We start from the raw sequence: 25,910 nt of genomic DNA, 5'->3' as shown, positions 1-25,910 counted from the left end.
GAATGAAAAATTTAATACATACATTACTTATTCTGGTGGCGTTTCATATAAACGCTTTTGCACAAACACCAAAATCTTATACCGTTACTCATGTTGTTAATAAAACTATTGATAAGGGAGAATACGTAGATGATAAAAGAATTGACAAAAAGGATAAAATAAGTACAGGTAACCTTATTTATATCTCCAGCCCTAAAAATGATAGTATTGCTTTCTATGAGTTTAATGATTCTCCGGTATCGGAAAAGAAAGTACCCAATATATGTGCTTTGACAAAAAATCAGAATAGTTTTTTGTTGACTTATAAAAATGAAAGCTACAGTACAAAGCTTAAGATTACATTCAATAATAATGAAAAGACAGTTTTAATCGGAGATAAGGATATCTTTTACTTAAATGATTCTTACTATAAATATATACAGAAAAGTGTTGGCGATAATTTAAACATCCCCGATCTGATTGACTTCCTGGAAGATTTTTTAGCAGGGTATGCACTGGAAGATTTAAAATATATTTCATCATATGAAAAATACAAGCATAAGGATTTCAAAATAACAAAAGCTTATATGGAATCTTTCAGAACCCAGGCAAGTGACTATCTGGATAAATGGAATGTAAAGTTCTCGTATACTAAGACAGGAATACCAAGCTATGTTTTAAAAGAATCTGTAGAAGGAGATCGGGAAATAGAAAAAAAACTGATTTCTTCTAATAAAGGAATTTTTAAATATACAAAACATACCAATTCGGAGAGCAGATTGATTACTGATACTGACATCCAAATGGACGTCAATAATCATAGATACGACGAAAAAGTAACTTCACTTCAGGTAGGATTGGGAAAAGAAACCCGATATGAAAGTAAGCAGATCTCCTATAAAAAAATTCCGTTCAAAGAATTGAAGCTTACCTCTGGCAATATTTCCAACATTATATCATCAAAATAAAAAAAGAGGTGAGTTGTAATCCTTCTGGTATAAAAGCATATCAGCAATTCATGAGAATGTGATATAAAATTGCATATGTGGTTTATAAATGAGTATTTTTGTTTTGGATTAAAAAATGACCATCTTATGAATAAAAAACTAATTATTTTAACAGCGGCAATCACTACAGTCGTATTATCATGTAACAACGATAGAGATGAGGAAGCGAGAAAAAAAGCCATAGAATCGGTTAAAGCGAGTTCTCAGACCTTAAAAATAAATAATCCGGATAATACAGTATCTGTTCAAAGTGCAGTTAATTCAAATGATAACACCCTGAATCCACAGGATCCGACAGGGCCGGTTGGAGAAGATCCAACAATTGATCCCACAAAGCCGGACAGACCAAGGTAAAATAATAAAATAAAGAAAGGCAGCAATATCAGTATTGTTGCTTTTTTTATTTCTAATACTTTGATTTTTACACGTTTCCTTACACGGTAATAGTTGAGTCTTATAAATTAATAAAAATGAAAAACCCTGCAAACGTACTATGAATACTGTTTTGCAGGGTTTTGTACCCAGTACCAGAATCGAACTGGTACATCTTTCGATACTAGAGTTTGAGTCTAGCGCGTCTACCAATTCCGCCAACTGGGCTTGTTTTAAATCGGTGTGCAAATATAGAAACTTTTTTTAATGTTCAAAAGCTTTTTGGAATATTTTTTTTAAAAATTAATCTCCAAACCATCGTAGGCAAGGTGGATTCCGGCTGGAAGCTGCTTATCTTCAACGTCATGCAGCCCCAGATGATGACTGATGTGAGTGAGAAATAATTTTTTAGGTTGTAGCTCTTCAAACAGCCTGATAACATCCGGAAGGATAAAGTGGGCAGGATGAGGGTCAAATTTTCTGATACAGTTTAAAATCAGAACATCTAAATTCTTCAGTTTTTCCTTTTCCTTGTCCGAAATAAAACCGGCATCCGTTATATAAGCAAGATTTTTGAACTTATACCCAAACACCGTAATTTTAAAATGAATGACCTCTACAGGAGTAATTTCCGTATCCAACACCCGGAACGGCTTATTTTCAATTTCATGAAGCTCAAAAGCAGGAGCACCCGGATACCTTACGTCACTAAAGGCATAAGGAAAACGGTTTCTTATTTCATGGGCCACTCTCTGATAGCAATAAAGGGGAACATCTTTTCCACTTTTAAAAATCAACGGACGCATATCATCAAGTCCAATGACATGATCATTATGTTCGTGGGTAATCAGTGCTATATCTACGTTATGCTCATGATTAATAAGCATTTGCTGCCTGAAATCCGGACCGCAATCGATCAGTATTTTTTTATTTTCCTCCGTAGTAACCATTACTGAAGAGCGAAAACGTTGGTCTTTGGGATTTTTGGAAGTACACACTTCACATGTACATCCTATAACGGGTACACCTTGGGAAGTACCGGTTCCTAAAAATTTCAACTTCATTTTGTTTTGAGGTTGGTTTAATTTTGGTAAATTTACAAAAAATTTCACGTCCTAATGTATCAGAAACTAACTCCTAAACAAAAAGCATTAACAATTAATCTAGATCCTACTATTTATGGTACTTTCGCAGAAATTGGAGCAGGGCAGGAGACTGTTCGTCACTTTTTTAGAGCAGGAGGAGCTTCCGGTACGATTGCTAAGGCCATGTCTGCTTATGACAAAGATTTTAGTGATGCGATCTATGGTAAAGAGGTTAAAAACAGGTATGTTACCCAAAACAGACTTCGAAAAATGCTTCGCTATGAAGTAGCGTTAATTGAAGAAAGAATTTCACGCGATAATAATCCTGATAGAAAATTTTTCTCTTACGCGAATACTGTAACCACCATTAATTTTGACAAAACAGTAAAAGGCCATGGTTGGGTAGGAATTCGTTTTCAAACCAAAGAAAATGAGGATTATAACGAGATTGTTATTCACGTAAAGTTTAACGAAAATGATGCTACCTTACAACAGGAAACCTTAGGAAATCTGGGGGTAAACCTTATTTTCGGAGCTTTTAATTACTTTGACAATCCAAGAACATTGGTAGAGTCTCTATATGACGATGTCGCAAAAGACAACCTGGAAATCGATATGATTGATTTCAGTGGGCCGGCTTTTGCCTATGTAGATAACAGACTGATGTCATTACAGCTGGTGAAAAACGGAATGACGGATGCTGTCATCTTCAATTCCCAGGGGAGTAATATGCTTCCGGCAGATGTATTGTACAAGAAAAATATTTTTGCAGTAAGAGGAAGTTTCAGACCGGTTACCAAAGTGAATATAGATATGCTTCAGAACGGGATGGATATGTTTTTCAAAGACGCTATCTGTACCCATGAAGAAACAGAAGTACTTATCGAGATTACGATTTCAAACCTTAGGGCAGATGGGGATATTGATGAAAGGGATTTCCTGGATAGAGTAGATATTCTCGGTAAGCTGGGGTATACTGTTATCATCTCCAACTTCTCTGAATATTACAGACTAATTGATTATTTTGCATCCTATACAAGTGGAGATATTGGTGTAGCAATGGGAGTAAATAACCTGTTAATGGTATTTGATGAGAAATATTATAAAAACCTTTCAGGGGGAATTCTTGAAGCATTCGGGAAGTTTTTCCGAAACGGAATGAGAGTTTACCTGTATCCATATAAAGATCCCGAAACCCATCAGTTGCTGGATTCTTCCAACCTTAAAGTAGAAGAAAACCTTAAAGAACTCTACAAATATTTTAAACATAACAACCGTATTGTAGACATTACCAACTATAATCCTGAGTTTTTGGAAATCTATTCGAGAGAAATATTAAGAAAAATAGCATGCTGTGTTAAAGGTTGGGAAACTCAGGTTCCGGAAGGCGTAGCTGAAATGATTAAAGAACGTGGAATGTTTGGTTATAAAGAAGAACTTTCCTTAAAACAATTCTCTTAAAAATAAATAAAATGTCAGAATTAAAGAAAAGACTTTCCTCAATTCTTGAAAGTCCTAAACATAATACAGAAGAAAAACTTCAGAAAGTTTGTCACCTGTTGGATCAGGAAATCTCTTATTTTAACTGGACAGGGTTCTATTTTAAAAATGGAGATAAAGATGAGCTGATCTTAGGCCCGTATGTGGGAGCTCCTACAGATCATACCATTATTCCTTATGGAAAAGGAATTTGCGGTCAGGTAGCTGTTTCCAATGAAACATTTGTTGTTCCTGATGTTCAGGAAGAAAGCAATTATTTAAGCTGTTCAATTGATACCAAAGCGGAAATTGTTGTTCCTATATTTAAAGACGGGAAAAACGTTGGCCAGATTGATATTGATTCGCATAAAATTGATCCTTTTACTACTGAGGACCGTGAATTATTAGAATGGCTTTGTAACGAAGTTTCCAAGGTTTTATAATTAAAAATCAATTCATGATAAAATACAGACTCCAGCTTTTTATAGCTGGAGTTTTTTTGGATCGGAATGCTGGAAGATACAGTATTTTATAGGCGTGATAATTGAAAAATAATCTCTGTCATTCCGCAGGAATTTAAATGATGTAAAGAAAAATAGGTTGTAGAGATTCCTACGGAATGACATAACAGGCTTTTAACCACCCCGTCAAAAATTCAAAGAATTTTTGACACCCCTCCGAAGCATGGGAATATTACCTCTTCCATTGTAATATACATTATGATATCGGTGAAAATTGCAGATTTTCAAAAGCTTAAGTGTACTTCTTGTACATAAATCTTTTCACTAAAAATAAACTTAAGTGTTTAAAAATTTTGTACCTCTTGGTGACGTCGAATCTTCGATTTGTGGTAAAAAATTAAATCTGCATCAAGTGTATCTCTGCCAGGAAGTCTTTAAAGTAATTCTCACACTTTGCAATATGGGTTCCATACCACGAAAATGCTTCGCCATCAACAATCATTATTTTTTTATCGGGATAAACCATTTTTAATTCCTCAATATGTTTCTCTTTAAACGGAAATGGCTCGGAAGAAAGCATAATGACATCAGCTTCAGCAAGGTCTTCAGGAGTAATTTCAGGATACCGGGTTTTATCTTTGAAAATATTTTCAAAACCTATTTCTGATAAAATTTTATGAATAAAAGTATCAGAACCAACGGTCATATAGGGATTTTTCCAGATGAGATAGGCTGCTTTTACCTTGTTTTCCAGCTTTGACTGATTGAGAATGTCATAGATCTTAAGATTAAAAAGCTGCGCCCTTTCTTCTTTATTCAGGATTTTTCCAAGATTTTTCAGAAGATAGTAATTGTCTTCAATTGTTTCAACATTGGTTACAATTACTTTGAATTCAGCCATTAAAGCTTCCACCTGTTCTTTGATGTTTTCCTCTTTGTTGGCAAGGATAAGATCCGGTTGCAGAGCTTTTATTTTGTCAATATTGATGTTTTTTGTGCCTCCAATTATCGTTACATTTTTTACTTTATCCTGGGGATGGATGCAAAATTTTGTCCTTCCGATAATTTCCTTTTCAGTTAGTCCTAAGTCAAATAAAGCCTCCGTAATAGAGGGTACGAGAGAAACAATTTTCATATGGGCATGTTAGATGATGCCTAAAATTACAAAAGTTTTCCGGTTAAGAAAAGTCCGGCTACCGTAAAATAAATGATAAGTCCCGTTACATCTACCAATGTTGCTACAAAAGGAGCAGAAGAAGTTGCTGGATCCAGATTTAATTTTTTTAAGACAAATGGAATCATAGACCCGGATAAAGTTCCCCATAATACAATGGCGATCAGAGAAACAGAGACACTGAGTCCTACATATGCCCAATATTCACCATAGTTGAAGAGCCCGATTTTCTGCCAAAGCATAATCCTGACAAAACCGATAATCCCCAGAATAAGCCCCAGGCAAATCCCCGAAATAATTTCCTTTTTCATGACATACCACCAGTCTTTCAATCCAATTTCCTGAAGTGCCATAGCACGGATAATCAGTGTAGCAGCCTGTGATCCGGAGTTCCCACCACTGGAGATAATTAACGGTACAAATAATGCAAGAACAACAGCTTTTTCAATTTCTTTATCAAAATATCCCATCGCTGAGGCTGTTAACATTTCTGAAACGAAAAGAATAATCAGCCAGGTAGCCCTTTTCTTGATCATTTCTGTCCATGAAGTCTGGATATAGGGAAGATCTAATGCGTCCAATCCCCCAAATTTCTGAATATCCTCGGTATTTTGCTGTTCAATTTGGTCAAGAATATCATCAATCGTTACAATACCAACCAAAACACCGGCTTCCGTAATGATAGGAAGAGCACCCCGGTCATATTTTTCGAAGTAAGTTACTGCGTCTTCTTTCGAAGTCGTCGTCATAATGGCTACAAAATGATTATCTGTAATATCAGAAACCAAAGTATCTTCCTCAGCAAGAAGGAGAGTACCGATAGCAAGGTCATCTATCAGACGGTTTCTTTCATCCACCACATACAGATAGTTCATTGTTTCTACCTTTTTTCCCACTTTTTTGATCTGCTGAAGACATCGCTTTACTGTCCATTCCTTACGGATTTGAATATAATAAGGGGTCATCAGACGGGCAATAGAATCAGAATTATAACCTAGAAGCTTCAATGCAATTCTTCTTTCCTGCGGATTAAGATGATTGATTGAATACTTGATAAGCTCATCCGGAAAGTCCTCAAAAAGGGCAGTCCTGTCATCGGGAGTCATTGCATTCAGGATTTCTGAAACTTCGTCACTTCCGATACTTCTGATAGTATCTTCTTGGAAATCAGGATCAAGATGGGAGAATACTTCTGCTTTGTACTCCTTCGGAACCTTCAAAAACGCGAGTAGCCTCTCGTCAGCTGGAAGTTCGCTGAGAGTTTCGGCAATATCGGCGGGATTGAAAATAAGTTGGTATCTAGAGTTCAAAACGTGAAATTTTTTGGATATGCAAAAATAATTCAAATTTTTAAGACTGAGCCATAAACTGGGAAAATTAAGGATTTATTAAAGTGTAAGCTATGAGAAAAGCACAAAATAACATCTGTATGACAGGCATTTTTCACCATAGTTTTTTCTTGTCTGGTTCATTTTTTAGGATAAGTGTTCCCGGAGTAGTTACCATAAAGATTGTTTAATTTAAAATAAGGGTATTTGAACCTGGTTAAAATATAGCTTTATAAAAAAACACCTGCCTGGGGCAGATGTCAAAAAATTAAATTTTAAATTCCAATATTGTTGAATCAAATTGGTTCACATTCCGGAGTAGGTGAAAACAGACAGACCCCACCTGTACAACATTGAAACGGATCACATTGTGAACTGTCACTGCATTTTTTGATGATTCCACTGCCATTGATCTCTGTTTGTTCCTTTCTGCTCAGCTTTTTTAAATTTTGAGTTTTCATGGGTATTGATTTTAATAATTAAGGATAAAAGTCCTTTTTTAATCTTCAAAACATATATGTTCCATACAAACTCCTTTGCAGCACATCCCAAAAATACATTGTGAGTGTTCTGTACATTTTTTCAGATCTCCACCCTTGATTTGCTTTGTAGCTTCCCTACTAAGTTTCTTTAAATTTTTCATATGATTTAGTTTTAATGTGTAACTAAAATAATATTTTTTTTCTAATTATTCATCATTTAGTGAAAATATTTTACTGAAAATCAGGGTTTTATTTTATATTTTCCATTTGTGCATAAAAAAGACACCCGTAAAACAGGTGTCAAAATGCAGTTCTATGGAATGGTATTCAATACTATCTTAAAACTCTATACAGATGTGTGGTGAACAGATCCCGTTACAACACCATCCTACAGAACATGGGTTGTGTTCGCTACATCTTTCGGTGGCTCCGCCGTTAATCTGCTTAGCGGTTTCTCTGCTAAGCTTTTTTAGATTTTTCATATAGGCTAGGTTTTAATGTGCTTCTGAACTGAATCTTATTCGATAGGACACATAATGGGTGTACAAACACCGTCACAACACCATCCGATAGTACAAGGTACTGTATTGCTACATCTTCTGATAGCTCCGCCGTTAATCTGCTTAGCGGCTTCTCTACTAAGTTTTTTTAGATTTTTCATATGATTTAGATTTTATGTCAGACTAAAATAGTAAAAAATTTTAAATTATTCATCAAATGGTGAAAATATTTTACTGGTAATCAGTGTGTTGTTGTATTTTTTTTATTTCTGCATAAAAAAGACCCTCTTGAAATTAGGGGTCTGCATATATTGTTGAAATTTGCTCCTGATCCTGAGGAAAGATCGGAGAAAGGGAAAGTTTTGATAAGTAAGAAGTATGAAATAGGCAATCAATGATGTGCTTACAGGAATTTTATTTCTACTGTTGCACTAAAGCTCCGCTTCAGTCGGTTTCAGTTTTCTTAGTTTCTTAAGAATGTCTCTTATAGCACCTTCTGTTCCTATCTTTACAGAATTTACAGTAGACCCCAGCAGACGCATATTTTTTCGGTAGGTATCATAGTCACTCTCCGTAATCAGATTTCCATCGGATGCAAAAAGTTTCATACTGACCACTACCTGATTAGAGAAAACATATTTTCCAATACCTACTTTGAAATATCTTACCTTAGAAATAATGGCAAAATCTGCATCATTATTGACGCAATAATCCATGATCGTCTGTTTATCGATACTATCAAAAGGAATCTGAACCTCTGCTCTGAGCATTTTATTTCTTCTTCCGCTGAAACTGTCGGAAACAACATCAAAGAAGGCATTATTGGTAGGCTCTTTTATTTCATCAATATCAGGCTCTACCTCGGGATTGAAGTAAAGAACTTTCTTTATTTTATCATCAGCATTTTTCTGTGCTTGTACTGAAATAATGCCAATTAATAAGAAAGTAGTAACCGTTGTAAGAAGTATAATTTTTCTCATTTGTAATTCGAATGCAAAATTACTGCCTTTTCGTTGGATTCCGTATAATTTATTAAGAAATTTTTAACATTTTTTTCTATCAATTTTGATTTATGAAATCAATAATGTTTGCAGAATCAAAAAATAGTCGTAATTTTGCACCCGTTACATAATAATCATTAAACAATATTGGAATGTACTTAACAACAGAAAAAAAAGCAGAAATTTTCGCAAAACATGGAAAATCTGCACAAGACACAGGAAGCGCTGAAGGACAAGTAGCTCTTTTTACATTTAGAATCAATCACTTATCTCAGCATTTGAAGGCTAATCGTCATGACTTCAATACTGAAAGATCTTTGGTGAAATTGGTAGGTAAAAGAAAAAGCTTATTGGATTATCTTAAGAAAAAAGATATTACAAGATACAGAGCTATCATTGCTGAACTAGGTTTAAGAAAATAATCTGTAAAGATTTTCAACAAAAAAAGCAACTTCGAAAGAGGTTGCTTTTTTTTGTTTGGTGTCAAAAAATGTATTGAAAGAATAATCCTGCAAAACACATGAGTAGAGGTAAGAATTCCCCTCCTCCGGAGGGGTGGTGAAAATTCAAAGAATTTTTGACGGGGTGGTCAACACTACCATTTTTATCCTAAAGTTATTCAACAGTCTGTTGGTCATTCCGTAGGAATCTCTACATCGTATTTTTCTTTACATCATTTAGATTTCTGCGGAATGCCAAAGGTTAGGCTTTAACCACAAATCAAAGATTTGACGTCGCCAAAAGCACAGAATTTTTAAACACTTAAGTTTATTTTAAGTGACAATCTTTATGCATAAGAAGTACACCTAAGTTTTGAAAATCCGCGATTTTCACCGATATTACAATGGAAGAGGTAACATTCCCCTCCTCCGGAGGGGTGGCGAAAATTCAAAGAATTTTTGACGGGGTGGTCAACACTACCACTTTTTTATCCTAAAGTTATTCAACAGTCTGTTGGTCATTCCGTAGGAATCTCTACATCGTATTTTTCTTTACATCATTTAGATTCCTGCGGAATGACAAAGATTAGGCTTTAACCACAAATCAAAGATTTGACGTCGCCAAAAGGCACAGAATTTTTAAACACTTAAGTTTATTTTAAGTGACAATCTTTGTGCATACGAGGTATACTTAGGTTTTTCAAAATCTATGATTTTTATGGATATCACGATGAATATTACGAAGGAGTCCTAAAAATTAACCTTTAGTCAGATTTCTTCCCGATTTTTCCCAAATGTGTATTCTGAAAACTATCCGGATATTTCAATCCATAGCCTAATACCCTGTCGAGGGCAGAATGTGAAAATAAAATAGCTCCAATCATCTGCAAATAGGGAAGTGCTAATGCTGTTCCTACCAGATATACCATAATAGCAATACCCAAATGATGGAACAGATTGTAGAAAAAGGCGCCAACTTTATTGTTTACAGCATATCCCAGCATAGAAATATCCGGGGCCAGAAATAATCCTATAAACCACCACCAGGAATATTCTGTTCGGGCAAAAGCAAGTATTCCTAATACTAAAAATGCCATATTTTCAAGCTTTAACTGTATTTTCATGGAAGTAAAATATACTAAGATAGGTATCCTTTTTCTGAAGAACGTTACACGCTGAGATTGAACCAAAAATAAAGCGAAATATCCCAGGATATTTCGCTTTTATAGTTGAAAATAATTAATCTTTAATGACCGGATTTAGCTTCAGTGGTTTCTACGTGTCCTAAAAATTTAGTACAATAAGCACCAAAGATCAGGATCACCAGATAGCAGAATACAGGAATAATAAATGAATGCTGCACCCCGAATTGATCTGCAAGATATCCCTGGAAAATAGGAACAATAGCGCCCCCTAAGATGGCCATTACAACAAGAGATGATCCCTGACTGGTGTATTTTCCTAATCCGGAAATAGCCAATGTGTAAATATTGGAGAACATAATGGAATTGAAGATACCAATTCCTAAGATACTGTACATGGCCATTTCACCATGATTTACCATGGCAGAAATAAGCAATACTACGTTGATAGCCGCAAAAATAGATAGTGTTCTTGCCGGAGCTGATTTACCAATAAAGAAAGCTATAAAATTAAGTACGATAAATACCAGGAAAAAGCTGATCTGGGAAAAGCTAAGATCCACAATACTGAAAATAACAAGGAAAACAGCTCCTGCTGCCCCAAGCATATAGATGGCTTTTTTCCCCTGACTTAAGGATTGGTTTAAAGAAATAGCCCCCAGGAAACGGCCAATCATAGCACCTCCCCAATAAAGAGAGAGATAATTTTTACTGATGATCTCATTGAAGCCCATAATCTGAGGCTGTTCCAAAAAGCTGATGATAAAACTTCCTACGGCAACTTCACCTCCTACATAGCAGAACATGGCAAAAACTCCAAACTTCAAATGGTTAAACTGGAGAGCTCCCAGCCCTTTTTCAATTTCTTCCTCCTGGGTCTGGAAAGAAGGTAATTTCACTCTTGAAATAAGTAAAGCAACAAGTAAAAGGATACCTGCAAAGATCAGATAAGGAATTCTTGTTGCCACTGCACTGAACGAACCATCCGCTGCAGAGAAAAATTCAAATATCAAGTGTCCTCCTAACACAGGAGCAATTGTTGTCCCGAAGGCATTGAATGCCTGAGTCATATTCAGACGGCTGGATGCCGATTCTTCACTACCAAGTAAAGAAACATAAGCATTGGCCGTGATTTGTAATACAGTAAATCCTAATCCCAGGATAAATAAAGCCCCCAAAAACAAGGGATAATAAGAAAAAGTAGCCGCCGGATAAAATAATATACATCCGAAAGCCGCAAGGAAAATACCGAATAGGATTCCTTTTTTATACCCTGCTTTATTAATAGGATCTCCTTTGTAGATAGAAATCAGAAAATAAATCAGTGATCCGATAAAGTAAGCTCCGAAGAAACAGAACTGTACCAGCATGGACTCGAAAAAGGTAAGTTTAAAAAGTTGTTTCAGATAGGGAATCAGGATATCATTCATACAGGTAATGAATCCCCACATAAAAAAAAGCAGGGTGATGGTAATCAACGGAACCGTATAATTCCTGCTTTGTAGTTGTACTTCTTTATTATTCATAAACATTTATTTAATATAGAAAGAGCTTTGAAGCTCTGTCATTTGGAAAGGATTGATCCTTGTTTTTTGCCTACAGCATTTTAATTTTTGTGAAGTAGGGCAAATATAGGGATCAGCCTATATTTCTGCAATGATTTTACTATTTTTTATAATGAGATATATACTTTAGGAACGATAAAAATACTATTTTCTTTTTTTGGGACAATAAAAAATTAAAGAATCCTATACAAAATAAAAAAAACAGCCCCCAGAGAGGCTGTTTACTATGATTGATAAAGGATCAATTAGCTTTCTAAACTTGACTGATGCATATCGTTATTGAGTAAATAGAATTTTGACGGATCTCCCATGTATAAAATATTTTTGGAAGATGCAGAGGGAATATAGGTGGCAGAATGACCGAAAGAATTACTTAATGAGCTCATGTGTACCTGGTCATTAGATAAATTATTTACAACCACATCACTTACCCGACCTATGATGCTTTTATTAAACGTATTGGAAATTAATGATAAAGCGGTCATTGAAGAAGTCTCAAAATAGATATCGTGGTTGGTGTTGCCTTCAAAGTAATTATTAATCAAACTTAGGGCTTCACGGCCATTATAACCAGCAAATGTAAATTGAAGACCTACTCCGAAATTACTTTCAAAACCACAGGAATCAAATTTTACTGCATGTCCAGAAATAATGACAGCTCCAAACTTATTATTAATTAAAAAAGAACAATTACGGAAATTAAGCAGATTGGGATAAGTGAATCCTTCAGGGTTTTTCGTTCTCTCATTGTACATCCCATAATTACAGTATTTAGAAATTAAAAAAGAAATCTGGGCATTGCAGACATTAACTAATTGGAAACCGATATCAAACAATGAAATCTCAATATTGTTAACATTTCCACCCACAAATTCCTCAATCAGCAACCCAACTCCATAAAGGCTTTCTCCTGCTGGTTTCGTGATGGTAAGGTCGCTGACAGAAAAATAAGGTGGATTAGAAGGATCGGAAGGCCCTTTGATGAATAATGCAACAGAGGTAGGTCCGTAATTTTTAATAACCGAATTCCCTAGTCCTTTCCCAATAATCTGGATACGGTTTTTAACTGTTCCCTGCCACGAAAAATCTAAGAGAAGTCCCTGTGTTGTTTTCATGATTCCGGCAGGAAGGATAATATTAAGTCCCAATTTGCATGCCGCATTGAAGGCTGCCTGTAATGCAGAGGTGTCATCGTTGATATCATCAGCTTTTACTCCAAATATTCTCACATCCAGATCTCCTGCTGTCACGTCAGTTCTTACATAATAAAAAGGATTTCCGCCAACCATTTTCTTTCTATAGATAATATGGTCTAGCTTGGTGTCATCCATTGCAGTTCCATCTATCCATGAGGTGATGCGTTTGAAATTAACATCTTCATTGGTCTGGCTGTCCACCAACTGTACCAGATTGTCAGTATTAGAATTGCTTGCCGAGAAAAATACATCAGTAAAAATCATAATTTTGTTTTTAAGGTTAATATAACAGATAAGATTCCAACAGGAATTTTTAAGTCTGAAGCAAAAGTAATTAGTCACAACGTCAAGACTTGACGTGTTATTTATTCATTTGAAAATTTAATATTTCATTATTATATAGTACCTTTGCAGACGAAAATTTAAAGAGTTTAAATATTAATTCATACTCAATACGGAGTATTAAGAAGACAAATTTATGAGTATACCTCAAGCGTTTACAGAGCTGATTACTCTTGCTGATGGCAGAGAAATCACTATTGAAACAGGGAAATTGGCTAAGCAGGCTGATGGATCTGTGGTAGTAAAAATGGGTGGAACAATGCTTTTAGCAACTGTTGTAGCCAATAAAGAAGCAAATCCTGGTGTAGATTTTTTACCATTAACAGTAGATTATAGAGAAAAATTCTATGCAGGTGGAAGAATTCCTGGAAATTTCTTCCGTAGAGAAGCAAGACCTTCAGATCAGGAAATTTTAACAATGCGTTTAGTAGACAGAGTACTACGTCCGCTTTTCCCTGAAGATTTCCACGCTGAAGTTCAGGTAATGATTTCTTTAATTTCTTATGATGGAAAAACTATTCCTGATGATTTAGCTGGTTTAGCAGCTTCTGCAGCTATTGCTATTACTGATATTCCTTTCAACGGACCTATGTCTGAAGTAAGAGTGGTAAGATTCGACGGAAAACTTTCTATCAACCCAAGTTATGAAGAACTGAAGAGTTCTGAATTGGATATCATGGTTGGAGCTACAAAAGATTCAATCGTAATGGTAGAAGGGGAGATGAAGGAAATTTCTGAGCAGGAAATGTTAGAAGCTATTAATTTTGGTCATGCTGAAATTAAAAAGCAAATTGAAGCTCAGGAAAGATTAGCAGAAAAAGTAGGAAAAGCTTTCCCAAAAAGAGAATATTCTCACGAAAATCACGATGAAGAAATTCGTGAAAAAGTTTGGAAAGAAACTTACGATAAAGTATATGAGGTGGCAAGAACTCCATCTGGTAAAGAAGAGAGAGGAGAAAAATTCAAAGCACTTCGTGAAGAATTCCTTGCTCAATATGCAGATGATGCAGAAGAATTAGAAAGAGTAACTCCTTTCGTAAAAGTATATTATCATGACGTAGAGAAAGAAGCGATGCGTCAGATGATCCTTGAAGACAATATCCGTCTTGACGGTCGTGATCCTCAGACGATCCGTCCGATCTGGTCAGAAATTGACTACCTTCCGGGAGCTCATGGTTCTGCAGTGTTTACAAGAGGTGAAACTCAGTCTTTAACAGCAGTAACGTTAGGTTCTGTAAAAGATGCAAACATGGTAGACAGCGTAATCACGCAACACGACGAAAAATTCTTTTTACATTATAACTTCCCTCCATTCTCTACAGGAGAAGCAAGACCTTTAAGAGGAACTTCAAGAAGAGAAGTAGGACACGGTAACCTTGCTCAAAGAGCATTACAGGCAGTTATTCCTGAAGAAAATCCATATACCATCAGAATTGTTTCTGATATCTTAGAATCAAACGGTTCGTCTTCAATGGCAACAGTTTGTGCAGGAACATTGGCATTAATGGATGCAGGGGTAAAGATTACAAAACCTGTTTCCGGTATTGCAATGGGATTGATCACAGATGCAAAATCAGGTAAATTTACTGTACTTTCTGATATCTTAGGAGATGAAGATCACCTGGGAGATATGGACTTCAAAGTAACAGGTACTGCAGACGGTATCACTGCTTGTCAGATGGATATCAAAATTCAGGGTCTTTCTATGGATATCATGGAAAAAGCTTTGATGCAGGCTAAAGATGGAAGATTACATATCTTAAATAAAATCACTGAAACTATTTCTGAGCCAAGAGCAGATGTGAAACCACACGCTCCGAAAATGGTGGTAATGGAGATCTCTAAAGACTTCATTGGTGCTGTAATCGGGCCTGGAGGAAAAATCATTCAGCAAATGCAGAAAGATACGGATACGGTTATCGCTATTGAAGAAGTAGGAGAAATCGGACGTATCGAGATTGCAGGAACAGACAGAGAGAAAATCAATGCTGCTGTGGCTAAGATCAACGAAATTACTTTCGTACCGGTTGTAGGTGAAGTATACAATGGAAAAGTAGTAAAAGTAATGGATTTCGGTGCTTTCGTAGCTATTGCGAAAGGTACAGAAGGTCTTCTTCACATTTCTGAAATCGAATGGGCTCGTTTAGACAAAGTTCCATATGCAGAAGGAGATGAAGTGGAAGTGAAATTTATGGGGTATGATGACCGTAAGAAAATGAAACTTTCCCGTAAAGTTCTTTTACCAAGACCTGCAAGACCAGAGGGTAAACCAAGACCGGAAGGACAAGGCAGACCTGAGGGGCAAGGTAGACCGGAAGGAAGACCAAGACCAGAAGGACAAGGAAGACCACAAGGTGATGCACCTGTAGAAAACCAGACTCCTTCAACAGAAGCTTAAGATATATTTCTTAGATATAAAAAGATCCCTCAATTTGAGGGATCTTTTGTTTTGTATAGACATTGTTATACCTGCTGTGTTTATTGGAATTCAGTGTATGCTGCAAATTTTTAAGGCGGAAGAATATGGAATGTTTACAGCTAATATGCTGCATTTGAATGCATAAATAAATAATTTGTAACAGTATTCAATTTTATCGCAGATAAAATCATTGCGTCTTAAAACAGTCTTTTATCCTATATTCCTTGCGTCTTTGTGTAGTGTACCCAACCGTTAGATTCCTCGCATCACCAAAGATTAGTTAAGATATATTATTGAAAGAGAATTCCAGCGTACTGTTGTTTTTTATATAGTTTTAAATAATAGATCAATCTGTTTTTTCAAATGTTCATTGGGGGCTACTTTATAAAACTCATTGATAAGATCCATTGAAGTAGGTTTTTTAGGATAGCTGTTATTTTTTAAAAAGTTGTGTAGGGCTGCATTCACCTTTTCTTCACCTATCAGATCACTTAGCTTTACCATGGCAACTGCACCTTTAGAATAAGATATGTGAGCTGCATCTCCGGTCGCTTTATAGATGGGGATATTTTCAGACAGTCCTTTTTCATTATCATAGATCTGCTGATGAACATGGATCCTTTTCATCATCTCTGCTTTACCATGCATTTTTTTGTAGAGCATCATTTCGGTGTACATGGCAAGAGTTTCAGTAAGCATGACAGCACCTTCTCTGTCATCAGGATTGATCTGGCTGTTTCCCCACCACAGATGGGAAAGTTCGTGTCCTGCAAGTTCATTGATAACATCCTGATGCTGGTCAGCGTGGATATTGGCGTGAAAAACCATATCCTCAGGCATAAAAACAGCAGATGGATAGGCTGTAGCAGCAAACCCCCTGGTAAAAGAAGAAACTTCTGCAAAATTGATGGTTTTAAAAGGATACTTTCCAAAATTCTGCTGACAGTAATCCAAAGTAATTATACTGTTTTTCAGAAGATGATCTACATTTTCAAAATGTTTCGGATGATAAAAAATATTGATACTAATTCCTTTGTAATGGATACTTTTTATCTGATATTCTGCTGAAGAAACAGCAAACCTGAAAGGAATGTTTTCTGCTTTATATTGAAAATAATTACGGCCTGCTTTTGCCCATTTCTTTACCAAATCTCCGGTTCCTATAGCGGTTTGATCCTTCTCCGTAGAAACGGTCATGTCCAGATTGATAAAATCTTTTTTGGATACACCCGGAGCTTCCGGATTTTTCAATGCAGCCAGTTTCCCAAGATGGTTGTCTTGCCGTATTTTCAGATCTTCAATTTCATTATCTTTCTGATAGCCTACCGACGGGAAATATCTGCTGATCCTCATGAATGAACCATTTTCTATAATCGCATTGAATGACTGATGACCATTGACGGCTACCCATTGGTAAGACAGTGTAAAATCAAGAACTGCTGTATCATTAGGCTGCATGGTCTGTCTCAGTATTATTTCAGTATTATTTTCAGTGATTTTCATAGCTTCAGAACCTGATTTTAAAACTACATTTTCCAGTTTTAAATCATGATTGAAATTAATCAGTACTTTGCTGATAGGCTGGTTGGTTTGGTTTTTTAGAATGTATTTTCCAATGATCTGATATGAATTTTTTGAGGGATGCAGTTGGATTTCCGTAGTAATATCCGTGATATCAGGCTGCGGAAGATGTTCATACTTGTTGAAATTTTTTTCATACTGTACCGAGTTTGAAATTTCTTTATCCTTCTCTTTGGGAAGATAGCCCTTTATAAAATAGGTCCCTGCATATATTCCTGAGAAAAGGACAATAGAAGTGAAAACGATCTGGCTGGGTACTGTTTTTTTCAATTGAATCCACTGATTGAGCATCCATAAGGTAGCCATTACACCCATTCCGAATAAAAGCCTTTGTGCAAAAGCTAATTCATAAATTCCATAGCCATTGAAATCACTGTAAGTACCTTTAAAATCTGAAAATATTCTGAAAAGAGGGTAGGTCAGTATTTTTCCGGAAACAGGACCTGCCAATATGAAAACCATAAGTACAGATATTCCCAACGCTACAAATTTATTCCTGATGCTGTCATTAATAAGCAGAATAAGGCAGGAAAAAAGAATTAGGGGAACTGTATTGAAAAGGAAGACCGGTAGATAAGCATGCCAGTCGATATGGAAATACTGATAGGTGGCCTGAAAAATGATTCCCTGAACGATCAAAATTCCTGTAAAGAAAACTAACAAAAAACTGATGGAAAGAAGATGTCCCAGCAGCTTATTTTTGGAATAAAAAGTAGTGTTTTCAATCAAAAAGAACCATGAGGAACGGCTTCTCCAGTAAAGATCATTAATAAAATAGGCAGAAATAAGCAGTCCGAACAGCGGAAAGTTCTCTGAAATGGTAGTGGCCATAAGCCCGGAACCGGCATATTTTTGGGGAAGGCGTATTCCTTTCTCTATTTCGGCATACATTTCCATCCCGACAAAGAATAGCAAAAGGATGGATACAGCCGGAACGGTTATGCTTTTAAACAAATAAATTATATCAATCCGGGCAAAGGACAACGTTGCCTTAACAGAAGCTGTTTTTCCAAAATTGGGCATAACGGAAGAATATTGTAAGGCTAATGTCTTATGGGACGAATCAGGCTCTCTGACCGTCTTTTTTGTCTTGTACTTAGATATTTTTGAGAAAAAAAATAACCTGAGGCTAAGAAATAGAAAACCTATGGATATGATAAGAAATGACAGTCTGTTGAGGAGTAAATATCCCGTAAAGGATACCAACTGTATATTTTTCTGACGGACTGTAAAGGTCCGGGCTTCCAGAAAGTAAGAGGAAAGGCCAAACGGATCCAGCCATGCAGAAATCTGCTGTGCTTCCAAAGACTGGGGAATACTTCCTGCCATAAATGGTGAATTGGAAAACAATAAAACAATCATATAAAATACGTACAGAAACAGCCCTCCAATTACAACAATCAGTTTTTTCCGGAGACTAAGAGATATCAAAAACAAAAAACTGCATATCAGAAGACTGTTGATAAATCCGAAGATAAATAATGGGTAGAGATAATACCCTATATTGAATTCATTCTGCATTTCACTTCCCGTACGCAGCATCTGACCTGTAAGGAACCCGATCATTAGAAAACCGAAACTTAAAAAAGTCTGTAAAAAGTAGGTTAGAAATTTACCCTTAAGATAGGTGGATTTTGATATCGGGAAAGAAAAGAGGACAAGGTCGAATTTTGTATCCCAATCTCTAAAAAGCAGCTGTAATGCATAAACGATGGCAAAGAAAATAATAGAAAGACTCAGCATTCCGGACATGAATCCAATCGTATAAGGCGAATTGAGATAAATACCTTCTCCTACTGAAAGATTAAACTGATTGCCACAGAAAATACCTATAAAGACCAGGATTAAGGCAATAAGGTATGTAAGCCAGTGCTTGATATTGCGCTTGGCTTCAAATAAAAAAAGGCTGTTCATGACTAAGGTTTTTGGGTTAGCGTATGGAAGTAAACATGCTCAAGTAAAGGAGTAACAGGACTGAAATCTTTGGGAGACTCTTCAGAAAAAACAGTGATATGAAGCTCCCTTTCTATCAGCTGCCTGCTGATGATCTCATAGCTGGCATCATAAGTTTCAAGATCATTTTTATCAATGGGCTTTGACCAGATTCTGTTTTCCAGCGCTGCCATTAATTGTCCGGGATTTCCTTTTCGAAGGATCTGTCCGTGGTTCATCACGGCCATCTCCGAACAGAGATTTCTGACATCTTCCACCAGATGGGTCGACAGAATAACGATGACCTCCTGGCTGATGTCGTTTAGTAAAGCATTGAAACGGTTTCGTTCTTCAGGATCTAAACCGGCAGTGGGCTCATCTACGATAATAATCTTAGGATCACCCAACAGAGCCTGGGCAACTCCAAAACGCTGCTTCATTCCACCGGAAAAAGTATGAACTTCTTTGTTCCGGAAATCCGAAAGATTTACTTTTTCCAGCAGATTTAGAATCTGGGTCTTACCTTTCGTTTTGTCTGTAATACCTTTAAGTACTGCGATATGCTCCAGAAGATCATAAGCAGAGACTTTAGGATATACTCCAAAATCCTGAGGAAGAAATCCCAGGTTTTGTTTTATATAACCGGGATTTTCAGCAATATTCACTTCATTAAAAAACAGGGTTCCGGAACTGGGTTTCTGCAATCCTACAATGGTTTTCATTAAGGACGATTTTCCGGCTCCGTTTGGGCCTAGCAAACCGAACATCCCATTTCCGATCTCCAATGAGATGTCCTTAATAGCCTGGAACCCATTTTTGTAAGTAAGGCTAAGGTTGTTGATAGATAGAGTATTCATAGTGTTGTGTTTGGGTAATAGAATGATAGGCAGTCTTTTTTCAGGCCGCTTTTAATAATGGTAAATAATGATGATTTATAGACTGTGCTAAGAGTAATGATAGATTTTGGGATAGGAGAGGAAAGACAAGAGATAAGAGACAAGAGACATAGAGACAAGAGACAGGAGACTTAGAGATTATCTTATACCTTGGATTGGCAGCTCAATAGTAGGAGCTCCCACTCTCAAATTCTTTCACTCCAACCCTCAAACTCTCTCACTCAAACCCTAGTCCTTATATTCCAGAATATCTCCCGGCTGGCATTCTAGGATTTTACAGATGGCTTCCAGGGTATCGAAACGCACGCCTTTGGCCTTTCCTGTTTTTAGGATAGAAAGGTTTACGGGAGTGATTCCCAGTTTTTCTGCCAATTCTTTACTCTGCATTTTTCGTTTGGCTAGCATGACATCTAAGTTGACTATAATTGGCATTTTAAATAAATAGGTCTTGTTCGTTTTGCAAATGTAGTCCTTGCTTAAAGATATTCGCAAGAAACAGACAGAAAATTCCTAGCATAAAGTGAATAAACACCAGTCCCCAGATTATACTTTCTACCTCCACAAAGAAACTGGCAGCAATTACCAATGGGAGAGGGATGAAAATATTATACAGGTAAAATCTCTTAAGCTGTTGTATATGATCTTTTGTAAACAGTTTGGGCTGAAAAAACACTTTGAAAACTTTTGCGGAAAGCCAGAAAAAGATTCCGTAGGAAATTAAAACAGCTAGAAAAGAAAAGATGATATACGGATAGTTGTTCTCAATATTCAGAAAGGGTTTTTCGGTAAACGGATAATTGATATGAAGATATTGTCCATCTTTATAAGGAGTAACAGAGAATCCTGTTACCAGACATAGAACGGAGTAGACAAAAGTGATTAAATATCCGGCAGAAAGCAGAGCGCAGATATAAAATAAAATTCTTGAAATAATTTTGGTCTGGTTCATGACACGATCATTAATTAGTATTACAAATATATAATTAATTATCGTAAAACAATAATTAATTTAAATAAAATTTTATTTCTTAAAGTGTCTACCATAAAATAGAAGTAAAAAATACGGTATTGAATGCTGTTTTTATTTAATTTTAAATAGTAAAAAGTAAAAAATTATGGCTTACAATATTGAACTGGCAGACAGAGTTCGTGAACGGCTTTCAAAGGTTCCTGATATAGAAGTTGAGGAAAAGAAAATGTTCAGCGGATTAGCATTTCTTGTCAATGGAAAGATGTGTATCAATATCAGCCATGACAACCTGATGTGCCGCTATAACCCTGAATTGGAAGATGAGGTTTCGGAAAAAAAAGGTTTTCTTCCCATGATTATGAGAGGTAAACAACTCAAAGATTACTGCTATGTAGAACCCATTGGTTTTCAAAAACCTGATGATTTTGAGTATTGGATAAAAATCTGTCTTGATTATAATACAATCGCTAAAGCCTCGAAGAAGAAGAAGTGAGGTTAAGTGTGCCTTAAGGTTGGAGGGCTTGGGTGTGGGAGAGTTTGAGAGTGAGAGTGAGAGTGAGAGTGAGAGTGAGAGTGAGAGTGAGAGTGAGAGAATTTGAGAGTGGGAGAGTTAGGGCCCCCTAAAAGTGATGAACAATTGAGTTCTAAATTTAAGGATAAATGGGTCTCCCATCTCTTATCTCTACATCTCCCGTCTCTATGTCTCCTGTCTCTCCGTCTCGTGTCTCTAATCTCTGCCTTTCCACATTATGAATATAGTTTCTCTCTGATCATTATTAAAACCTCTGTTGTTTTTTCCAGATCGGGGGAAGCAGGGAGACTGGATGTGGTGTAATGCTGTTCTATGGATTCTATCAGATCTTCTGCTTTTTGTATAACCATATCATATAATAGGTTTCCTGCTTTGATATTCAATAATTCATCCCGGTTTTCTACGCGGATATGAAGTGTATTGGTTTTAAAAATATGTTCACACGACTGTAACAAACGGATGGTATGCATCATGTTTTTGCTGTCATAATTCTGCCCATGATTTTGATTGACGTTATAGCGGTCTTCATTACGTTCAGAAACCCATTTCCAATATTCCCTGTACTCCTTACAGTACGTAGAATAAGCATCCAGATTGCAGAAGAGATAAGCGGTTGGCTTTTCATCCTTCGGCACAGACGATACGGAAACCTGATTGGCTTCTTCCTGATGCATAATTCCCTTATATCCTAATGTTCCTGATTCATCATAAAATAAGGCATGTATTCCTTTGGTATGATCAATACTGACCAATCCACACTTTTCCTGTAAAAGACCAGTCTGTCCTCCGGAGACATCTCCAGGTGATGGAAATTCATGCAGCCATTTCTTCAAAGGAACAGAGCCTTGTCCATCAAGGATACAACAGAAATCCATCACAGATTTTCTTTCTTTATCTATAGGATTTAAAATCTTTTTGTTGAGACCTTTAGCTTTTTTAATCTGTGAAACAGCATATCCGGCAAAGGTGTCTTTGCATAGTTTGGATAGAAAGTCTTCTGTTTTCAGCAGATCCATCAGTGGGTTCTTATAAAGGATACAGTCTTCCGGGCTTGCCAGAATTTCCAGGGTATTAGGATTGTTTTTCTGCAGCAATTCTACAAATCTCCCGAGTTCATAATAGGTGATGTCATTGGTTTCATTGGAAATCTGTGGAATATAGTTTAGCCCAAAGAAATCTTCTTTCGGTAAATAATATACTCCACGGATATCCGTATCTGAGGTTTCCGTAGCCAGGCCGAAAGCACGACTTCCGGAGATAGCTTCAAAGAGAATGAGGTTATTGGTTTTTAGATCTTGTATGGTCATTGATTATCTTTTGGGACGAGGATTAACCTTGTGCCATTTATATTTCTTTTTTATTTAATTCTCTCTTTCTTCGTGTTTTTTGCAGAAAGTAGAAGAGCGATTTATAAAAGCGGTTATTAAAATACTCCTTCTGTGGATTGCTCCAGTTCACGCGCAGATTGCAGAAATTCTTCCACATTCATTTCTTTAAAGAAAAGAAGGCCATGTGTTGCCCGGAGACGTGGACTTTCGTTATCATAAAAATAAGGCTTTCCTAAAATTAACTGAGCAGCCTGAAGCTGTTCTACCCAGGTTTGTATAGAAAGATGGCTGAACTTTCCGTTGTATCTATAGCTTGGGAAGGAGGCGTTTACCTGGCTTAGATAGCTGTTGGTAAAACTTTCATCCATTGTACTCATTGCATTAAGGGATACCGGGAAAATATGGGTGACATCGGCTGCATTGAACTGATACCAAACATTTCTATAGCCCCATATTTTGAGTTGGGAAAGGTCTTTTTCTTTACTCCACTCCCTTACAGCAGCAGCAATTGCCTGTAAAACTTTATAATGGGTGTCAGGACCACTTCCTTCAGGATCGAATGCCAAACTTATAACGGTAGGATTAATGGTTTTCAGCTGTTGCAATATAGGATATACATCTCTTTCTCTTTTGGGTTTCTCCGTAAAAATAGCGCCTGTATAAAATCCAAGTCTTAAATGATGAACGTTTTTTGTTCTTACCCCGAAATGGGCCCACACTAATTCTTCTTCATATTCCCGAATCATTCCTTTCAGTGTCTGAATCTTTTGCTCCGGATTTTGTCCATCATAGCTGGAGTTGATGATAGCAATTACTTCGATTATTTTCTCCTCCAGTTCTTGTTTTGTTTTTAAATTCCAGAGTTCAACTATATTTCTTACCATCCTGTGAGATACAGCCCTTGACCTTTCGTCAGCGTTTTCAGAAGCAATATTGATAAGGTAATGATAGACATCTTTATCCTTTTTATTTTTATATCCAACTTCAAAGAAATCCGGATAATTAAGCATTTCTATTTCTCCTTTTTCAGTAAAGAGAAGGGTAGCCATGAGAATTTCTGTCAGGAATTTATTGGTCACTGCTGTAAAGCCTGATGTAAGGACTGAGTAATGAGATTCATTGGTTTCATTTCTGGATTGATAATGGATATAAGGCAAAAGTCCTAAAGAAATATCATCATGATGGGGACCTGTATGATAAAAAATTTCATGGGTAAGGGCTTCTGTTCCCTTTTTTATTTTACTTTCAATGGACGTGATCACTGACTGAACGGTGTCTTCATTAAGATCCGGAATTAACTGGGTATACGGATCAGACCGAAGATCTTCCAGGGTAAGATGCTCAGCATATTTGTTTAGCTTTTGAGTCAGCATCATGACTGATTTATCAGTTTTTTCCTGTGACCAGTTTCCGGACTGATAATAATCGGCAATGAAGTCATTCAATGTACTGGCAGCTCCTAATGTAATATAAAATCTGCCATTCGGGAGAGAGGAAAGAACAGAAGCCGGATATAAATTGGAAGGAGGAAGTTCCAATGCATTTTTTATCATCGGTGCTTTTGCTTCTCCTGCCGCGAAAATAATGGCTACAGCATCTTTATTATAAGTGATTGTTTCCAGACCAATGGTGATAACCAGCCGTTCTCTGGAAATTTCAATTCCCCCAAGATCTCCGGCTGCAACTGCCTGTGTTTCGAAATTGGTTGAAGTCAATCGGGTTGTTGAATAAGGGTCAGAACCTTTAATGTTAAAGGCAATATGTCCATCAGGACCTATTCCTCCCAGAAAAAATCCAATACCTCCCAGCTTACGAATCTTTTGTTCATATTCCGAACACCAGTTGTCAATTAGGAAAATAGATTCTTTTTGCAGTTTTTCTAAAGGATTTTGTGCCTCACGGTATCTCAGTTCCAAATCTACTTTATGACTGGGGAAAACTTCCTCAAAACTTTTGCCGTGAGCTAAAGGAATCTCATCACAGTTGATCAGAAGGGCATTTTCTCTTTTCAGTCCAAGACCTTCAATATAATATTTGTTTACATAGTGATAAAAGCTGTTGGCCTGGGAAGATTTTATAGGATAAAATTCATCGATCTGAACAAAATGAAGTTCCGCCAGTGATGGTTTTTGGCTGACAGACAAATGATGCTTTTTTCTAAGTTCAATAATGTTTTCATTTTCCCAGTTTTCAAGAATATGCTTGGTCCAGTAAATAAAATATTCCGGTGTTTTTCCGGTAGGAAGACTGATGACGCCATTGGGATTTTCAGCCGCCCATTCCAGGAATCGAAGGGCTGTAAGCATTCCTAAATTAGGAAAATTGTCAACAGCAATATAAGGGATATTGGTTTTACTGTTTTTTGAAAGATCATTTAAGAAAGATTGCTCTACCGGGGTGAAGTTTTTGTTTTCCATTCTGTGAATTCTTTGTCATGTTTTTAAAAATAGCTTAGGTTGCGCGAGATGTAGAACGTAAAGGACTGCAAAACGATACATAAAGTTATCAATAAATTGTTGATTTACAATGAAGGGTAAGAAGAGATGTAAGCTGTTTGCTGAACGAATTGTCCCCAATTTATTTTGGGGCAAACAGCTTACATAGCCCTTTTTTAGGAGGGAAAAGCTAGGTGTTGGAAAACTATAGTTTCCTGAGTAAGAAGGGAAACTTAAAATTTATTTAATCAAATTTTAATATAT

Annotated in this window: 24 protein-coding genes and 1 tRNA gene; 7 read left to right on the top strand and 18 right to left on the bottom strand. The window is 36.4% G+C overall.

Annotation, left to right across the window (positions count from 1 at the left end):
- Positions 1–2 precede the first annotated feature (2 nt).
- Both B8967_RS11460 and B8967_RS11455 read left to right on the top strand, forming a co-directional pair.
- A complete protein-coding gene (locus B8967_RS11460) occupies positions 3–947 on the top strand; it encodes a hypothetical protein (RefSeq protein WP_084086183.1) in 945 nt (314 codons plus the stop codon).
- 126 nt (positions 948–1,073) lie between these two features.
- The gene (locus B8967_RS11455; RefSeq protein ID WP_143330509.1) at positions 1,074–1,340 is read left to right on the top strand and encodes a hypothetical protein; all 267 of its coding nucleotides are present in this window, start codon (positions 1,074–1,076) and stop codon (positions 1,338–1,340) included.
- A 164-nt stretch (positions 1,341–1,504) separates the two neighbouring features.
- Here the strand turns inward: B8967_RS11455 and B8967_RS11450 are convergent.
- Positions 1,505–1,586: transfer RNA gene (locus B8967_RS11450), tRNA-Leu, on the bottom strand.
- A 68-nt stretch (positions 1,587–1,654) separates the two neighbouring features.
- A complete protein-coding gene (locus B8967_RS11445; RefSeq protein ID WP_047487687.1) occupies positions 1,655–2,422 on the bottom strand; it encodes an MBL fold metallo-hydrolase in 768 nt (255 codons plus the stop codon).
- A gap of 54 nt (positions 2,423–2,476) precedes the next feature.
- Here B8967_RS11445 and B8967_RS11440 point away from each other — a divergent pair, with 54 nt between their 5' ends.
- Together B8967_RS11440 and B8967_RS11435 are read left to right on the top strand one after the other, a co-directional pair.
- Complete coding sequence (locus B8967_RS11440; RefSeq protein WP_047487690.1) at positions 2,477–3,904, top strand: hypothetical protein; 1,428 nt, start codon at positions 2,477–2,479, stop codon at positions 3,902–3,904.
- 11 nt (positions 3,905–3,915) lie between these two features.
- Positions 3,916–4,365 carry a GAF domain-containing protein gene (locus tag B8967_RS11435; protein ID WP_047487693.1) on the top strand — a complete coding sequence of 150 codons (450 nt, stop codon included), beginning with the start codon at positions 3,916–3,918 and terminating at the stop codon, positions 4,363–4,365.
- 415 nt (positions 4,366–4,780) lie between these two features.
- Here B8967_RS11435 and B8967_RS11430 read toward each other — a convergent pair whose 3' ends face one another.
- The 7 genes from B8967_RS11430 to B8967_RS11420 form a co-directional block, all read right to left on the bottom strand.
- A complete protein-coding gene (locus B8967_RS11430) occupies positions 4,781–5,518 on the bottom strand; it encodes an ABC transporter substrate-binding protein (RefSeq protein ID WP_084086182.1) in 738 nt (245 codons plus the stop codon).
- A gap of 26 nt (positions 5,519–5,544) precedes the next feature.
- Positions 5,545–6,867 carry a magnesium transporter gene (mgtE, locus tag B8967_RS11425; RefSeq protein WP_047487697.1) on the bottom strand — a complete coding sequence of 441 codons (1,323 nt, stop codon included), beginning with the start codon at positions 6,865–6,867 and terminating at the stop codon, positions 5,545–5,547.
- A gap of 314 nt (positions 6,868–7,181) precedes the next feature.
- Complete coding sequence (locus B8967_RS22495) at positions 7,182–7,346, bottom strand: hypothetical protein (protein WP_156126037.1); 165 nt, start codon at positions 7,344–7,346, stop codon at positions 7,182–7,184.
- Positions 7,347–7,384: 38 nt separating this feature from the next.
- A complete protein-coding gene (locus tag B8967_RS22775) occupies positions 7,385–7,528 on the bottom strand; it encodes a bacteriocin-like protein (protein ID WP_410493783.1) in 144 nt (47 codons plus the stop codon).
- Positions 7,529–7,705: 177 nt separating this feature from the next.
- On the bottom strand, positions 7,706–7,849 hold the full coding sequence (locus B8967_RS22490) for a bacteriocin-like protein (RefSeq protein ID WP_156126038.1): 144 nt from the start codon (positions 7,847–7,849) through the stop codon (positions 7,706–7,708).
- 35 nt (positions 7,850–7,884) lie between these two features.
- Positions 7,885–8,028, bottom strand: coding sequence for a bacteriocin-like protein (locus B8967_RS22485; protein WP_156126039.1), 144 nt, complete (start codon positions 8,026–8,028; stop codon positions 7,885–7,887).
- Positions 8,029–8,298: 270 nt separating this feature from the next.
- The gene (locus B8967_RS11420) at positions 8,299–8,847 is read right to left on the bottom strand and encodes a pyruvate decarboxylase (RefSeq protein ID WP_084086181.1); all 549 of its coding nucleotides are present in this window, start codon (positions 8,845–8,847) and stop codon (positions 8,299–8,301) included.
- Between the two features lie 173 nt (positions 8,848–9,020).
- Here B8967_RS11420 and rpsO point away from each other — a divergent pair, with 173 nt between their 5' ends.
- On the top strand, positions 9,021–9,290 hold the full coding sequence (gene rpsO, locus B8967_RS11415; protein WP_034704056.1) for a 30S ribosomal protein S15: 270 nt from the start codon (positions 9,021–9,023) through the stop codon (positions 9,288–9,290).
- A 782-nt stretch (positions 9,291–10,072) separates the two neighbouring features.
- Here the strand turns inward: rpsO and B8967_RS11410 are convergent.
- The 3 genes from B8967_RS11410 to B8967_RS11400 all read right to left on the bottom strand — a co-directional run bounded on the left by B8967_RS11410 (position 10,073) and on the right by B8967_RS11400 (position 13,475).
- Complete coding sequence (locus tag B8967_RS11410) at positions 10,073–10,432, bottom strand: DUF4260 domain-containing protein (protein ID WP_084086180.1); 360 nt, start codon at positions 10,430–10,432, stop codon at positions 10,073–10,075.
- Between the two features lie 122 nt (positions 10,433–10,554).
- The gene (locus B8967_RS11405) at positions 10,555–11,976 is read right to left on the bottom strand and encodes a sugar MFS transporter (RefSeq protein ID WP_047487703.1); all 1,422 of its coding nucleotides are present in this window, start codon (positions 11,974–11,976) and stop codon (positions 10,555–10,557) included.
- Positions 11,977–12,260: 284 nt separating this feature from the next.
- A complete protein-coding gene (locus B8967_RS11400; RefSeq protein WP_084086179.1) occupies positions 12,261–13,475 on the bottom strand; it encodes a hypothetical protein in 1,215 nt (404 codons plus the stop codon).
- Positions 13,476–13,689: 214 nt separating this feature from the next.
- Here B8967_RS11400 and B8967_RS11395 point away from each other — a divergent pair, with 214 nt between their 5' ends.
- Complete coding sequence (locus tag B8967_RS11395) at positions 13,690–15,951, top strand: polyribonucleotide nucleotidyltransferase (protein ID WP_084086178.1); 2,262 nt, start codon at positions 13,690–13,692, stop codon at positions 15,949–15,951.
- A gap of 345 nt (positions 15,952–16,296) precedes the next feature.
- Here the strand turns inward: B8967_RS11395 and B8967_RS11390 are convergent, their stop codons facing one another.
- The 4 genes from B8967_RS11390 to B8967_RS11375 form a co-directional block, all read right to left on the bottom strand.
- Positions 16,297–19,467: an ABC transporter permease/M1 family aminopeptidase gene (locus B8967_RS11390; protein WP_084086177.1), complete on the bottom strand. Its 3,171-nt coding sequence runs from the start codon at positions 19,465–19,467 to the stop codon at positions 16,297–16,299.
- A gap of 2 nt (positions 19,468–19,469) precedes the next feature.
- Positions 19,470–20,342 (bottom strand): ABC transporter ATP-binding protein, encoded by an 873-nt coding sequence (locus B8967_RS11385; protein WP_047487716.1) that lies wholly within the window; start codon positions 20,340–20,342, stop codon positions 19,470–19,472.
- A 267-nt stretch (positions 20,343–20,609) separates the two neighbouring features.
- The gene (locus B8967_RS11380; RefSeq protein WP_047487719.1) at positions 20,610–20,813 is read right to left on the bottom strand and encodes a helix-turn-helix domain-containing protein; all 204 of its coding nucleotides are present in this window, start codon (positions 20,811–20,813) and stop codon (positions 20,610–20,612) included.
- 1 nt (position 20,814) lies between these two features.
- On the bottom strand, positions 20,815–21,330 hold the full coding sequence (locus B8967_RS11375; RefSeq protein ID WP_084086176.1) for a DUF2975 domain-containing protein: 516 nt from the start codon (positions 21,328–21,330) through the stop codon (positions 20,815–20,817).
- A gap of 166 nt (positions 21,331–21,496) precedes the next feature.
- Between B8967_RS11375 and B8967_RS11370 the strand changes: the two genes are divergently transcribed.
- On the top strand, positions 21,497–21,844 hold the full coding sequence (locus B8967_RS11370) for a TfoX/Sxy family protein (protein WP_084086175.1): 348 nt from the start codon (positions 21,497–21,499) through the stop codon (positions 21,842–21,844).
- Positions 21,845–22,098: 254 nt separating this feature from the next.
- Here B8967_RS11370 and B8967_RS11365 read toward each other — a convergent pair whose 3' ends face one another.
- Together B8967_RS11365 and B8967_RS11360 are read right to left on the bottom strand one after the other, a co-directional pair.
- A complete protein-coding gene (locus B8967_RS11365) occupies positions 22,099–23,190 on the bottom strand; it encodes a nucleotidyltransferase domain-containing protein (protein ID WP_084086174.1) in 1,092 nt (363 codons plus the stop codon).
- A gap of 116 nt (positions 23,191–23,306) precedes the next feature.
- Positions 23,307–25,628, bottom strand: coding sequence for a glucosamine-6-phosphate isomerase (locus B8967_RS11360; RefSeq protein ID WP_084086173.1), 2,322 nt, complete (start codon positions 25,626–25,628; stop codon positions 23,307–23,309).
- Positions 25,629–25,910 lie beyond the last annotated feature (282 nt).

This window comes from Chryseobacterium sp. YR221, from assembly GCF_900176315.1.
GTDB lineage: Bacteria > Bacteroidota > Bacteroidia > Flavobacteriales > Weeksellaceae > Chryseobacterium > Chryseobacterium rhizosphaerae.
This window is presented reverse-complemented; position numbering and strand designations above follow the sequence as displayed.